The sequence below is a fragment of the Bifidobacterium thermophilum genome, from assembly GCF_002846655.1.
Lineage (GTDB): Bacteria > Actinomycetota > Actinomycetes > Actinomycetales > Bifidobacteriaceae > Bifidobacterium > Bifidobacterium thermophilum.
The window spans coordinates 25734-38942 of the sequence record NZ_PCGX01000011.1 but is presented as its reverse complement, the minus strand read 5'-3'; the positions used below and the strand labels follow the sequence as shown (position 1 = coordinate 38942).

The following is a 13209-nucleotide window of genomic DNA, read 5'->3' as shown; positions in this document are numbered from 1 at the left end:
AATCCGGAATGAACCTCGCCGTGGGAAGTTGGATGAAGTGAAAGGTCAAGGTCAGGAGCCCGGGAGGGTTCCGGACGCGGGTCTACGAAACCGGCCGGCGGCATCTGGGTGTCGATACGGTCGGCTGCCAAGCCGCGTTGGCTCCAAATATGAAGGAGTACCGATTATGGCTATGTTTCCGGCTTTGATGAATGACACGATGTTCTCTGATCTGTTCGACGATCCGTTCTTCGCGGGTTGGCGTGACGCGGCTGATGAAGGCCGTCAGCTTGCCGCCGCTCAGTCGGGCAGCCTGATGAACACGGATGTGCGCGAGACTGATCACGGCTATGAGGTCGCGATGGATATGCCGGGCTTCAACAAGGACGACATCAACGTCGAGCTCAAGGACGGGTATCTGACCGTCTCCGCGCATCGCAATGATTCCAAGGAAGACAAGGACAAGGAAGGCAAGTGGCTGCGTCGCGAACGCTACGCCGGCACTTGCAGCCGTACCTTCTATGTCGGCGACGACATGAAGGAATCCGATATCCACGCCTCGTACAAGGACGGCACGCTGCACCTGCAGATGCCGAAGCAGGAGGCCAAGGCGCAGGTCGAGCAGGCTCATCGCATCGCGATTGAGGGCTGACGGCCAGTGCACGTCGGTTGACGCTATGTGCAGTACGCGTTCGCCGGTCGCATGAATCAATGGTGATTGTGCGCGATGGCAAGTGTTCACGTCGCCCGCTGCTACGTTGCCTACGCTGACTGATAGCGGGTGGCGACACATAGCCTAGACCTGATGATGGGGACGGAGGTTTCGAGCCTCCGCCCCCATCATTGCGTTTGGGGGAGTCGTGGGCGATGCGTCCGGGTTATGGCCAGGTATCAGCCGTTGTTGTATCTCAGGTCTTGCATGCGCGTGGGTAGGTTGTTACGATGGAGTAAGCCGCGGCGATAAGCGGTTTGGCGGGGCGGTTGGACCTGGCCAACGTACCGGTGAGCAAGAAAGGAGCCTTGACATGTCTCGTATGATGATGCGTTCCATCGAAGGAATCTGCTGCATGTGCCATGTTGCCGGCCCCCGGATTGCCATGACGGTCGAAGGATCCGTCATCCGGTAAATATCGCGGCGGGCGAAATCACGCAATAATACCGGCCGGGTCGTTGTTGATTCTCCGGTTTGTGGCGGATGCAGTGATTCGATGTGCCCGAATTCGTGTGAAGCAACAGGGCAACTGACGCTATATCCAACAGGAGGTGACAATTATGGAATATCAGACAAGCAGCCAAGAAGCGGGAACGACGGTGACGTGGGAGCGCAGAATCTGGGAGCGGCGACTGCGAGCGAACGCGGAATGGCAGCGACGTCAGCAGGGCCGTCGCGTACAGGCCCGTCGCCTGTCCGGCGCTGCCGGGTATCTGCCCGCCGTGTGACTGTCAGGTCTCACGGCAGGTGGGCTGGGTGGTTGAGCGTGGGCGTCTGCTGGGTATCCGTCTGCGGCGCGACTGCTCACGTACATTGCAGACAGATACCGAGGCAGCAAGCACCCGTCGCCCTGGCCGCCGCCCGATTGCGTGTCGCTCCTACTGCCTCCGCCGGTGTGCGGCGATGGCACTCAACAAGCCCGCTGCTGCAACCCCAATCGCCCCCGCGACTTTCGGCCGGCGTAGCTGATTGCGCACGGTTGCGGCATCGGCGGCGCCGTAATCGCCAAGGAACACCCGCAGCTTGTCGTGCACGGCACCGCCACCAAGTTCACCCCATGTAATCATGCGTGTGTGGTAGGCGGAGGGATTATCTTCGCGGAAAGTCAGCAGCCGCACCCCGCGCAAATCAGCATCGGGACCGTAGCTGGCGAATCCGCAGGTCGGTGCGTAACCCAAGTCAAGCCCGCCTGCGTGCCCGACGTACGCGTTCTTGTGGTCGTGCCCGGCGAACAGCGCGAAATACCCGCCCGCGTGTCTCATCGCGGCGACTTCGCCGACATTGATATCCGCGCAGTTCACCGATTCACCGAGCGTGGAACCCGGTCGGCACACCGTCTCATCGAGCAGGAAGCACCGCCCGGAGAACGCCCGCGTCCCCTCGACGGCGTTCATGGTCCACCACGGTACTTCGCGTAGGCAATCGTAGAACTCCTGTGTCGGAATGTGCTGGAAGGCGATGGCGGGAACAGGCATACCATCACCGTTTCGCGCGCTCAACTCGTGTTCGGCATCGGCGAGCCAGTCAATCGCGGCGGCGGACGGCACACCATACCCGTCGGAATCCACAAGATCGAGCCCGCGTCCCTGCACAACCGGATGCGCCCCGGAACTGACCGGGCCGGTGGACGGCACTGCCCGCGAGGCGTCCCCATCAAGCGTGTAATCGCCGGAATTGACCATCATCACACCCATCGCAATGCGCTCGCCGCGGCTCGAGAGCACTGGTAGCGCGAACGTGCCGGGTTCCAATGCGAGCGGACCACTGCCGGCGACCGGGTTGAGACACCCGTCAATCTCGCGGTACAGGTCGTCCTGCTCGTCCACGTCGATGCCGCACTGGAAATCATGGTTGCCGTAGGTGGCGGCGAATGGCACGCCATGGGCCGCAATCGGCCCGAGGAACTGCGAGAATGTTGACCTCACGTTCTGCCGTGTGCGCTCCATAAGCGTGTCCTCGTCGGGTGCCGGCAAGGTATTGCGACGGCACAGCTCCCGCTGCGATGGCACGTGTTCGATTGCGGCTTCCAGACGGCTGACGACGCGCACATGGTCGCCGGGCCTGTCGCCGCGACGCGAGATGAACGTGTCGATGTATGCGGGGTCGTACCCGCGGATCTGATCGCCGGTGAGCACGACCAGATCGGGGTCGGCCTCACGCACGGCGTCGCCGATCAGCTGCAAGGTGTCCTCGCTGACGTGCGGGCCGTCCTGGATGTCGGAGACCTGAAGGATGCGGAACGTGCCGTCATCACGGAATCGAAGTGTCATGCATCCCACTGTACGGCGGTATCTCGGGGCGAAAACGCGTCGCGCGCGGAATATCCCGATTGTTCATCTGCGGTACACGCGGCGTTCCCATGAACGTGACACCGACCGGATACCCTGCAATGGCCGACACGTAGGAGGTGGGTGTGCAATGCAGGATTGTCCCTGACGTTTCATGGTCATATCCCGAAACCTGCCGATGGAATATGGATACCCCCCGGTAGGATGAAACCGTCCGTGTTACGCGGAGGTAAACGCGCAGCACGGCACCCATCGACGTGGTACACCGCGCACGAAACGATGCCGTGGTTTGCGGCACAACCAAGATAAGGAGGAGTGATGGGTCAGGATCAATCATCAGTATTTGATCTCGCGGCAGTCGCCGCAGCGTCCAACGGAGGGAACAACGACCCGCTGCTGCCTCCGGCGCGATTCATCGGCGGTCCGCAGAAGCCGAGCAATATGCCTTACAACAAGTACGTCGCCTACGACAAGCAGGTGCCGTTCGAGTTCCCTGAACGCACGTGGCCGAACAAGAAGCTGCGCCGCGCCCCGCGCTGGTGCTCCGTCGATTTGCGCGACGGCAACCAGGCGCTGGTCAACCCGATGGATTCCGAGCGTAAGCTGCGCTTCTGGAATCTGTTGATTTCCATGGGCTTCAAGGAGATTGAGGTCGGCTTCCCGAGCGCTTCGGAAACCGATTACGATTTCATCCGCATGCTGATCGAGCGCGAGCTCATTCCTGACGACGTGACCATCATCGTGCTCACCCAGGCGCGCGAGCACCTGATTCGCAAGACGTACGAATGCCTGCGCGGCGCCAAGCGCGCGGTCGTGCACTTCTACAATTCCGTCTCCGTGCTGCAGCGCGAGGTCGTCTTCCGCAAGGACAAGGAAGGCATCAAGAAGCTCGCCACGGACGCCGCCACGCTGTGCAAGCAGCTCGAGGGCGAAGCCAAGGGCACGGACCTTTACTACGAGTATTCCCCGGAATCCTTCACCGGCACCGAGCCGGATTACGCGGTTGAGGTGTGCAACGCGGTGATTGACGTCATCAAGCCGACGCCGGACCATCGCATGATCATCAACCTGCCGGCGACGGTCGAGATGACCACGCCGAACGTGTTCGCGGACGAGGTCGAGTACGTCTCGAACAACCTCAAGGACCGCGATTCCATCGTGCTGTCCCTGCACCCGCACAACGACGAGGGCATGGGCGTTGCCGCCACCGAGCTGGCCGTGCTCGCCGGCGCCGACCGCGTGGAAGGCTGCCTGCTGGGCAATGGCGAGCGTACCGGCAATGTGGATTTGGTCACGCTCGGGCTCAACATGCTCACCCAGGGCATTGACCCGCAGATTGATTACTCCAACGTGCCGGAAATCCGTAAGACCGTTGAATACTGCAACCAGCTGAAGATCTCCGAGCGTCACCCGTACGCGGGCAACTTCGTGTTCACCGCATTCTCCGGATCTCATCAGGACGCCATCAAGAAAGGTCTGGAAGCTCGTCAGGTGGCGGCTGAGCGTGCTGGTGCCGACCTTGACAAGTTCGTGTGGCTGGTGCCGTACCTGCCGATTGACCCGAAGGACATTGGCCGCAGCTACGAGGCGATTATCCGCGTCAACTCCCAGTCCGGCAAGGGCGGCATGGCTTACCTGCTCAAGACGAACCACAATCTTGATCTGCCTAAGCGTTTGCAGATCGAGTTCGAGAAGGTCGTGCAGGCCTACGCGGACGAAACCAAGCGCGAAGTCAAGGACGAGGACATCTGGCGCCTGTTCAAGGACGAGTACCTGCCGGTTGAGGATTCCGGCGCCACCGCCGCGGGTGCGGTTGTTGGCGACCACGGCGACGATACCCTGAAGCAGTGGGGTCGTCTCAAGCTGCTCAACGTATCCGTTTCTTCTGGCGAGGACGGTTCCGACACGGTGATCAAGGTGAAGATGCTCGACCGTGGCACCGATCTCGCGAACAGCGGCGATGATCAGATTCGCGAGCTGACCGGTACCGGCAACGGCCCGATTGACGCGTTCATCAACGTCATCAGCACGCTCGGTATCAAGGTGTCCGTCAAGGATTATGTCGAGCATACGATGACCGCAAGCGCCGATGCTATGGCTGCTTCCTATGTGGAGTGCCAGATCAGCGATGAGGGTGACAACAGCCAGGTCATCTGGGGTGTCGGCATTGATTCCTCGATTATCACGAGCTCGCTCAAGGCGATTATCTCCGCGATTAATCGCTCCGAGCGCTGAGCTTGAGTCCGGCAGCCTGAGCTGATTCGCCGGGACACGTATCGGCTCGGCAGCTTCGGGCCCGGTCACTGTGTTTTACGGTGGCCGGGCCCGTTGTTATCTGGATTGCGGTTGTGCTGTGCCGGACGGGTTGTGCCGTGCCGGACGGTTCTACCTTCCCTTCTTCTTATACAAACTGGCTACGCTGAGAAGCCGCTCGGCGTAGCCAGTTTGTATAAAGAGAGACGGTTCTTGTCTCAGCAACGATGGGAGAAGTCACTGCCCGGTTGCTGTGCCGTTGCTGCCGGTAGTACTGTCTCCACCAGTACCATCCGTTCCCGCTCCCGTGCCGCCGGTGCCGGTATTCGAGCCGTCGCCGCCTGCCCCGGCACCGGAACCGCCAGAGGTCGTATTGCCGGTGTTCCCCTCATCGGTGGAACCGGTCGAAGGCGCGGTGCCCGTAGTCGCCGATGCAGAGGGGGACGGGCTGCTCGAACTGGACGAGCCCGAATAGGAGCGGCGAGTGACGCTGCCGCCCGTTCCCCATGTCCCGTCCGGTCCGCCGACCTTGCCGTCGTCGGTAGCGGTCGGGAACGCAGTGTCCTCGGTGCCCTTAAGTGCCTGCTTCATGAATTCGGTGAACAGATGCACTGGATACTCCGAATGCGTGTACCCGTTGAAATCGGGGATTTCCTGCGGATTTCCGTTCGCGTCCGGATACCACATGGCCCAAGTGCTGATCAATTGCGGCGTATACCCGACGAAGGAGGCCGCGTACGCATCGTTTGCGGTGCCGGTCTTGCCGGCGATGGTGTGTCCGATGGATCGCGCTTCCTTGCCGGTGCCGTATTGCACGGTGCCTTCCATCGCTTTGATGACCAAAGCGCAGTCGTTCTCCTCGAACACGCGCTCGTCACCGGTTTTCGCGGAGTACAGCTCCTTGTTGTCGGAGCTGAGGACTTTGGACACGCAATGCAATGCGTGCTTGACCCCGCCGGTGGCGATGGTCGCGTGGGCTTGCGTGAGTTCCTTGACGGTCACCGAGTTGATGCCGAGCACGTTGTACGGCGATGTTTCGTCGATATCGCTCGTAATGCCCGCGGAATGCGCGATTTCCGCGGTTTTCTGCGGTGTGAGCTTCTCGTTGAGCCGCATGTACGCCGTGTTGACGGAGAAGGCGGTCGCCTTGTACAGGTTCACATAGCCGTAGCTGACGTTGCCGGAGTTGGCCACCGAACTGATCAGACCTTTGAAGGTTTGCGGCGAGTTGCCGTTGAACATGGTGTTGAAACTGACACCGGCCTGCGCGGCTCCGAGCAGGGCGAAGGGTTTCATCGTCGAGCCCGGCTCATAGGTGGCCTGCGTGGCGTTATTGAGTTGGTGGGTCAGATAATCGGTGCCGCCGTAAATCGATTTGATGCTGCCGTCGCGTGGGTCCGCCGCTATGGCGCCGACCTGCATACCATCCGGCATGCCGGACGCCCGGTTGTCGCCTACGGATTGCATCTCGTTCTGCAAGGTGGGGTCGAAAGTCGTCACAATCTTGTATCCGCCGGTTTCCAGTTCATCCTTGGTGAATGCCTTGGAATTGACCAGCTCCTGTTCGACCATGGTCAGTAGGTAGCCTTTATACCCTTGATAGGTGTTTTCCGTGGTTTGGGCGACGGTTTGCGGCATGGCGGCCTCCGCGGCCTGCGCCGAGGTGATGTAGCCGTCCTCCTTCATGATGCGAATCACGCGGTTGAATCGCGAAGTCGCCTGTTTGGGACTGATCGCCGGGTCCCAAGTGCTCGGCGCGGGGATGATGCCGGCAAGCATCGCGGCTTCGGACACGGTCAGATCTTTCGCATCCTTGTTGAAGTATGTTTTCGCTGCGGCTTGGATGCCATACGCGCCGCGTCCGAGGTAAATCGTGTTCATATAATTGCACAGCACGGTGTCCTTGGACTGGGTCTGTGCGATTTTGATGGCGAGGATCGCCTCGCGCAGCTTGCCTTTGTATGTGGTCGTTTCGCCCAGATAATACCGTTCCGCGTACTGTTGGGTGATGGTCGACCCGCCCTGCCGCGACCCGGTGCGCAGATTGGTGATCAGAGCTCGGGTGATGCCGCGCAAATCAATGCCTTTGTCTTGATAGAAGGTGCGGTTCTCCGAGGCGACGATGGCTTGCCCAACGTATTTCGGCAACGTCGAGCAGTCGATGATTTCGCGGTTCTGAGCGGCGTAGCTGCCGATTGGCGTGGTGCCGTCGGAATAGTAGACGGTGGTTTTCGCGGCCATGGCGACTTTTTCGGGCTGCGGGATTTCTGTGGTCACATACAAGTACGCGAATGCGCCCACAGCGACCGCGATGAATGTGAGGATTAATCCGAGCGACCATTTGAGAATCAGATGACGGCCTTTGACGCGTGTTTTCGGGCCTTTGCCCTCGGCGCGGTGGGTTCCCGGCCCGCTGTGACGTGTTGCCGCGACTCGGCGCGATGATGCAGAGGATGAGGAACGGCTGTTGCGCTGGCTGTGCGAGCCGTGTGCGCGATGGGAGCCGTGTTGGGAGGCGCGTGTACCGCTTGAGCTGTGTGATGCCGAGTTTGAAGCCCGTTGTGAGCTGTTGGAATCGTATGCGTCGCTCCCGGCGCTGCGCGTGGATGATGCGCTGCGCGCGCTGCGTGGGCGTGATGAAGCACTACGTTTCTGTGAAGCCATGGTTGCAACCGTAGCCGGAGCACCTGAAAAACCGCTCCTTGTGACCGGAACTCTTACAAACTTGAGACTCGCCGGCGATGTTTGCCGGTTGGGGAAGAGCGCGTATCGCTTGCATTGGTGTCTTGCCGACGATTATTGGTTCAGGCCGGGGCGCGGACGGATGAACCGAGACGGAACCAAAGCTGTGTGCAAGCCGCCGCTACCCGCGCCCGCGTCCATGCCGCCTAGGCCTTCTAAAAACCATCAATGAGCACAGATTTGTCTGTACGAGGCAGGCAGGTGGAGCATGTCCACCCCGATTGGCGATGTTTCTTCCTGATTTCGTGTGTGATTCTCCAAACGAAACGGTATGCTTGAAGTTTGGAATAACGCAACGCTTAGTTAAGAGGAGTCCAAATGAGCATTCGCGTGGCAATCGCTGGCGTGGGCAACTGCGCCTCGTCTCTCGTTCAAGGCGTCGAATATTACAAGGATGCCAAGGACGATGAGAAGATCCCCGGCATCATGCACAATGTGTTCGGTGGCTATCGCATCAAGGACATCGAGTTTGTCGCGGCGTTCGACGTTGATGCTGCCAAGGTCGGCAAAGACCTCAACGAGGCAATCTTCGCCAGCATGAACAACACGTACCAGTTCTGCAAGGACATGCCGGTCTCCGGTGTCACCGTGCAGCGCGGCCCGACCGGTGACGGCCTCGGCGAGTACTACCGTCAGGTCATCACCGAATCCGACGCCGAGCCGGTGGACGTTGCCCAGGTGCTGCGCGACACCAAGGCCGACATCCTCATCAGCTACCTGCCGGTCGGTTCCGAGCAGGCTGACAAGGCTTACGCCCAGGCCGCCATCGATGCCGGCTGCGCGTTCGTGAACTGCCTGCCAGTGTTCATCGCCTCTGACCCGGAGTGGGCTGACAAGTTCCGCAAGGCCGGTCTGCCGATCGTCGGCGACGATATCAAGAGCCAGGTTGGCGCGACCATTACGCACCGTGTGCTCGCCCGCCTGTTCGAGGACCGTGGCGTGCGCCTCGACCGCACGTACCAGCTCAATGTCGGCGGCGACATGGACTTCATGAACATGCTTGAGCGCAAGCGTCTGGAATCCAAGAAGATTTCCAAGACCCGCGCCGTCACCTCCATCGTTCCTCACGAGATGGATCCGCACAACGTGCACATCGGCCCGTCCGACTATGTCGCGTGGCTTGAGGACCGCAAGTTCGCGTTCGTGCGCCTTGAGGGCACCACCTTCGGCGATGTTCCGCTGAATCTCGAGTACAAGCTCGAGGTGTGGGATTCCCCGAACTCCGCTGGTGTGGTCATCGACGCGCTGCGCGCCGCCAAGATCGCGCTTGACCGCCATCTGGCCGGCCCGGTGCTGTCCGCTTCCGCGTACTTCATGAAGTCCCCGGCCGTTCAGCACGAGGACGGCGAGGCGAAGGCCCTCGTCGAGAAGTTCATCACCGGCGAATCCGAGGCCAATGAGGCCCAGCTTGACGCCGATGTCGCGGCTGCGAAGGCCGCTGGCAAGGACGTGTGGCACGCCTGATTGGGTGCGTTGCGTGTCTGGCGACAGATGATTGTTGATATTTGCTGCCAGATACCGTGATTACCCGTTATTGATAACCGTCTGCCGACGCTGAGAGATTTCCCGGTGTAGGCAGACGGTTTTTCGTTGCTGCGGTAGTGTGGCTGGGGCGGTATCTGGCTGTAGTGTGATTGTCTGGTTGCACGGCGACGCGATCGGGGCGGTATTCCGGCGCATGTGGGCCATAGTTGCCAGTGATGCGACTGGCCAGTCGCACCGGGATGAGATACGTCCTATGCCCAGTATCCACCGTGGCGCAATACGCAAACGCCGGCATGGAATCAGCAATCCCATGCCGGCGTTTCGGCTGTTTCGGTGCGATCCGATGCGATCGCCATCGCCTCGGTCTCAGCCGAGCAGCGGTGCCACCTGTTCCTCGTAGGCGGTGAGCGCGGTGTCGATCACGTTGTGCATGTCGTAGTACTTGTACGTACCCAGACGGCCGCCGAACACGACCTTCGGCTCCTGCGCGGCCTTGGCGGCATACTGCTCGTACAGCGCCTTGTCTTCCGCGGTGTTGACCGGGTAGTACGGCTCATCCTCGCGGGTGGCGAAGCGGCTGTACTCCTCCCAAACCACCGTCTTGTCGGGGTTCTGGGAATCCTTGCGTTCGGGATTGAAGTTCTTGAACTCGATGGCGCGGGTGTACGGCACGTCGGAATCCGCGAAGTTCATGACCGGGCAGCCGAAATGGTCGCCCTCATCGTAACGGACCTCCTTGAAATCGACGGTACGCCACTTGAGGTCGCCGAGCTCGTAATCGAAGTACCGGTCGACCGGACCGGTGTAGACGACTGGCACCTTGCCGACGAGCGCCTTCTTGTTCAGCGGCTGGGATTCGTCGAAGAAATCGGTGTTCAGGGTCACGTGGATACGCGGATCGTCAATCATGCGCTCCATCCACGCCGTGTAACCGTCCTTGGGCAGGCCCTCCCAAGTGTCGCGGAAGTAGCGGTTGTCATAGTTGAAACGCACGGGCAGACGCTTGATGATGCCTGCCGGCAGTTCGCTCGGATCGGTCTGCCACTGCTTGGCCGTGTAGTTCTTGATGAACGCCTCGTACAGCGGTCGGCCGATGAGCGAGATGCCCTTGTCGTTGAGGTTGGCCGGGTCGGTGCCGGCGAGTTCGCCCGCCTGCTCGGCGATCAGCGCCTTGGCTTCGGCCGGCGTGTAGTGCGCGTGGAAGAACTGGTTGATGGTGCCGAGGTTGATCGGCAGCGGGAACACCTCGCCATTATGCGTGGTGTACACGCGGTGGACGTAGTTGGTGAACTCGGTGAAACGGTTCACGTATTCCCAGACGCGCGGGTTGGAGGTGTGGAACAGGTGGGCGCCGTACTTGTGGATTTCGGCGCCCGTTTCCTTGTCCATGTATGAATATGCGTTGCCGCCGATGTGATCGCGCACGTCGATGATTTCCACCTTCGCGCCGTGCTTCTCGACCGCCTGCTGCGCCACGGTCAGGCCGAACAAACCTGCACCGACGATTACCAGATCCGCGTCCATATTTACCTTTCTGTTCTTCGCAACCGCTGCCAGCGCCCAGATGACGCCATGTGCGGCTTCCCGTCCCCACGCGGGAACCATTGGGATTCAGTCTAGTCCCACGTATCCCTATCACCGGATTCTCGCGGAACGGGTTTGCGAGGTTTTCACCGAATCCGGATTCAAATGCCGGATACAGGAAAGCCCGGCGGCGGCACGGACTGAGATGCCGTGCCGCCGCCGGGCTGTGTGCTAGGCAGTCGTTCAGGCGAAAATCGTCTTGAACAGGAACGCGCCCAGAATCGCGCCCAGAATCGGCGCAACCACCGGAATCCAGGCTTCACCCCAACGGGAGCCGCCCTTGTGCGGAATCGGCAGCAGCTGATGCAGCAGACGCGGCATCAGATCGCGGGCCGGGTTGAGGCCAGGTCCGGTCGGGCCGCCCATCGAAGTGACCAGGCCCCACACGATGAAACCGACCACGATGGATGCGGCCGCCGGATCTTTCTGACCCCACGGCATGGACAGGCAGCACAGCGCGCCGATCACCAGCATGAAGGTACCGAAGAACTCGTTGAGGAAGTAGTTCACGCGGTCGTTTTCGGCGTCGGTGGTGCAGAAGGTGCCGAGGATCGCTTCGGCGTCTTCGGTGTCGCGGTAATGCGGGTAGTAGGTGACGTAGACGATGAGCTGGCCGACGATGGCGCCAAGCAGCTGGGCGATGATGTACGGCAGCACCTCGTTCCATGGGAACAAGCCGTTGACGGCCTGGGCGAGGGTCATGGCCGGGTTGATGTGGGCGCCGGAGACAGCGCCGAACATGAGCACCGGGAACATCACGCCGAAGCCGTAGCCCATGGCGATGTTCAGCCAGCCGGCATGATGGCCTTTGGTGTTCTTGAGTTCGACGTTGGCAACGGAGCCGTTGCCGAACACCATAAGGATGGCGGTGCCGACGAATTCGGCAGCCAGTTTGACGAAAAGTGAGTAAGTCACTGCTCTGCTTCTCTCTCGTTTTTGTGTGTTGTGTTCTCTGGTTTTGCGCTTGCGCGACGAAACAAATGGATTCGCGTGCCAGGGCGCCTGTGCCTCCATCGGCCGCATGACTCCCAAGCGTGATAGGCGGGGGTCGGCGCCTGCCGGCTTTGGACATGATTAGCCCGCGGCAGGGTTCGTGGATGGATGCGCCGGACGTCGGCGCAAGTGTCAGTGTAGCGGAAACCGTAGTCTTGGTCGCCGGATGGTAGGTGACGGTTGCCGGATTGTGTGGCATCCATCGCGATTTTCAAGATTCGCCGGCGGCCAGGCTGTTGTTCGACCGCGGATTCGTCGCGGTTCGGTTGCACCTCGGTTGTGCCTTGGTTGCGGCTCAGACATACTCCCCGGGAATGCGACACGCCGAGAGGAGGGATAAGTTGCGTTCGAATCAGAGACGAGTATAGTAATCATTCGGTTCGAGAAATCGACTAACCAACTTGCCCCTTTAGCTCAGTTGGTTAGAGCAGCTGACTCTTAATCAGCGTGTCCGGGGTTCGAATCCCCGAGGGGGCACTTTCAACCGCAGCTTCGGCTGCGGTTTTTTGTTTCTCGCTCCAGATTCCATGTGATGCTGGCGTGCATGGTAGGCTGATGCCATGATGCTTGCAGATTGTGGCCAGGATTTTGTCACGGATCCCAACCTTCTTGCACTGGCTTGCGAAGACGCGGAAGTCTTCGGGGATTGGGTCATGCCTGACTATCGGCGGATTGCCGCCGAACTGGGTCGCACGCCCGAGTCAACGGTGTTCTCTATCGAGGATAGTGATTATGGCAGTGGCTGGGCGAGTTTTGTCGAAATCCGCCTGGCTCGTAGAGGCGCGGAGCCTGAGATTCGTGACGGATACCAGGTGACCCGGTACGCATCTGTGGTGGTATGCAGAATCGCCCCGTTGGCCGCGCTGATGAAGGTGGTAGAGGCGAGGGTGGCGTTGGACGGCAAGGGGAGCTGTGGCTACCTTCCGGTATCCGATGATTTGGTCTCTGCCGTGCCATGGGATACGCGACAGCGCATCCCCGAGATCCTGGCGAACTATGGGTATCAGATACTCGCCCCCGAAATCGGCCGTTTGCGTCTACCTGATGGCTTGGGAGTGGATACCCTGCTGACCAGCAAGGACGAAAAAGACTGCTACATCGGGCATCATGTTTTCGACGCCTGGTTCCACTGGATGGATTGAAAGGACCGGCCGTGCCGTGCGTTCCATGCGG

The 13209-nt window shown here is 60.4% G+C and carries 9 protein-coding genes and 1 tRNA gene; 6 read left to right on the top strand and 4 right to left on the bottom strand.

Going from position 1 to position 13209, the window contains the following annotated elements; all coding sequences use genetic code 11:
* Nucleotides 1-166: 166 nt before the first annotated feature.
* Together CQR48_RS08085 and CQR48_RS09200 are read left to right on the top strand one after the other, a co-directional pair.
* Complete coding sequence (locus tag CQR48_RS08085; protein WP_015451157.1) at nucleotides 167-631, top strand: Hsp20/alpha crystallin family protein; 465 nt, start codon at nucleotides 167-169, stop codon at nucleotides 629-631.
* 620 nt (nucleotides 632-1251) lie between these two features.
* The gene (locus tag CQR48_RS09200) at nucleotides 1252-1419 is read left to right on the top strand and encodes a hypothetical protein (protein ID WP_155804625.1); all 168 of its coding nucleotides are present in this window, start codon (nucleotides 1252-1254) and stop codon (nucleotides 1417-1419) included.
* Nucleotides 1420-1569: 150 nt separating this feature from the next.
* On the opposite strand, the gene CQR48_RS08080 is transcribed toward CQR48_RS09200, so the two are convergent.
* Complete coding sequence (locus CQR48_RS08080) at nucleotides 1570-2961, bottom strand: metallophosphoesterase family protein (RefSeq protein ID WP_101452583.1); 1392 nt, start codon at nucleotides 2959-2961, stop codon at nucleotides 1570-1572.
* Nucleotides 2962-3297: 336 nt separating this feature from the next.
* On the opposite strand from CQR48_RS08080, the gene leuA reads away from it, so the two are divergent.
* Complete coding sequence (gene leuA, locus CQR48_RS08075) at nucleotides 3298-5214, top strand: 2-isopropylmalate synthase (protein WP_101452582.1); 1917 nt, start codon at nucleotides 3298-3300, stop codon at nucleotides 5212-5214.
* A 255-nt stretch (nucleotides 5215-5469) separates the two neighbouring features.
* Here leuA and CQR48_RS08070 read toward each other — a convergent pair whose 3' ends face one another.
* Nucleotides 5470-7896 carry a transglycosylase domain-containing protein gene (locus CQR48_RS08070; RefSeq protein WP_101452581.1) on the bottom strand — a complete coding sequence of 809 codons (2427 nt, stop codon included), beginning with the start codon at nucleotides 7894-7896 and terminating at the stop codon, nucleotides 5470-5472.
* Nucleotides 7897-8292: 396 nt separating this feature from the next.
* Between CQR48_RS08070 and CQR48_RS08065 the strand changes: the two genes are divergently transcribed.
* Complete coding sequence (locus tag CQR48_RS08065) at nucleotides 8293-9438, top strand: inositol-3-phosphate synthase (RefSeq protein WP_015451151.1); 1146 nt, start codon at nucleotides 8293-8295, stop codon at nucleotides 9436-9438.
* A gap of 387 nt (nucleotides 9439-9825) precedes the next feature.
* On the opposite strand, the gene glf is transcribed toward CQR48_RS08065, so the two are convergent.
* Both glf and CQR48_RS08055 read right to left on the bottom strand, forming a co-directional pair.
* Nucleotides 9826-10983 carry a UDP-galactopyranose mutase gene (gene glf, locus CQR48_RS08060; RefSeq protein WP_015451150.1) on the bottom strand — a complete coding sequence of 386 codons (1158 nt, stop codon included), beginning with the start codon at nucleotides 10981-10983 and terminating at the stop codon, nucleotides 9826-9828.
* 243 nt (nucleotides 10984-11226) lie between these two features.
* Nucleotides 11227-11958, bottom strand: a complete 732-nt coding sequence (locus tag CQR48_RS08055; protein WP_015451149.1) for an MIP/aquaporin family protein — start codon at nucleotides 11956-11958, stop codon at nucleotides 11227-11229.
* 481 nt (nucleotides 11959-12439) lie between these two features.
* On the opposite strand from CQR48_RS08055, the gene CQR48_RS08050 reads away from it, so the two are divergent.
* Nucleotides 12440-12513 (top strand) — tRNA-Lys (locus CQR48_RS08050).
* Between the two features lie 83 nt (nucleotides 12514-12596).
* Nucleotides 12597-13178 carry a hypothetical protein gene (locus CQR48_RS08045; protein ID WP_101452580.1) on the top strand — a complete coding sequence of 194 codons (582 nt, stop codon included), beginning with the start codon at nucleotides 12597-12599 and terminating at the stop codon, nucleotides 13176-13178.
* Nucleotides 13179-13209: the final 31 nt, after the last annotated feature.

Bases quoted from the DNA above. Each gene is read 5' to 3' on its own strand.
- CQR48_RS08045 (WP_101452580.1), top strand. From the start codon at position 12,597: ATGATGCTTGCAGATTGTGGCCAGGATTTTGTCACGGATCCCAACCTT.
- CQR48_RS08085 (WP_015451157.1), top strand. From the start codon at position 167: ATGGCTATGTTTCCGGCTTTGATGAATGACACGATGTTCTCTGATCTG.
- CQR48_RS08065 (WP_015451151.1), top strand. From the start codon at position 8,293: ATGAGCATTCGCGTGGCAATCGCTGGCGTGGGCAACTGCGCCTCGTCT.
- CQR48_RS08080 (WP_101452583.1), bottom strand. From the start codon at position 2,961: ATGACACTTCGATTCCGTGATGACGGCACGTTCCGCATCCTTCAGGTC.
- leuA (WP_101452582.1), top strand. From the start codon at position 3,298: ATGGGTCAGGATCAATCATCAGTATTTGATCTCGCGGCAGTCGCCGCA.
- CQR48_RS09200 (WP_155804625.1), top strand. From the start codon at position 1,252: ATGGAATATCAGACAAGCAGCCAAGAAGCGGGAACGACGGTGACGTGG.
- CQR48_RS08070 (WP_101452581.1), bottom strand. From the start codon at position 7,896: ATGGCTTCACAGAAACGTAGTGCTTCATCACGCCCACGCAGCGCGCGC.
- glf (WP_015451150.1), bottom strand. From the start codon at position 10,983: ATGGACGCGGATCTGGTAATCGTCGGTGCAGGTTTGTTCGGCCTGACC.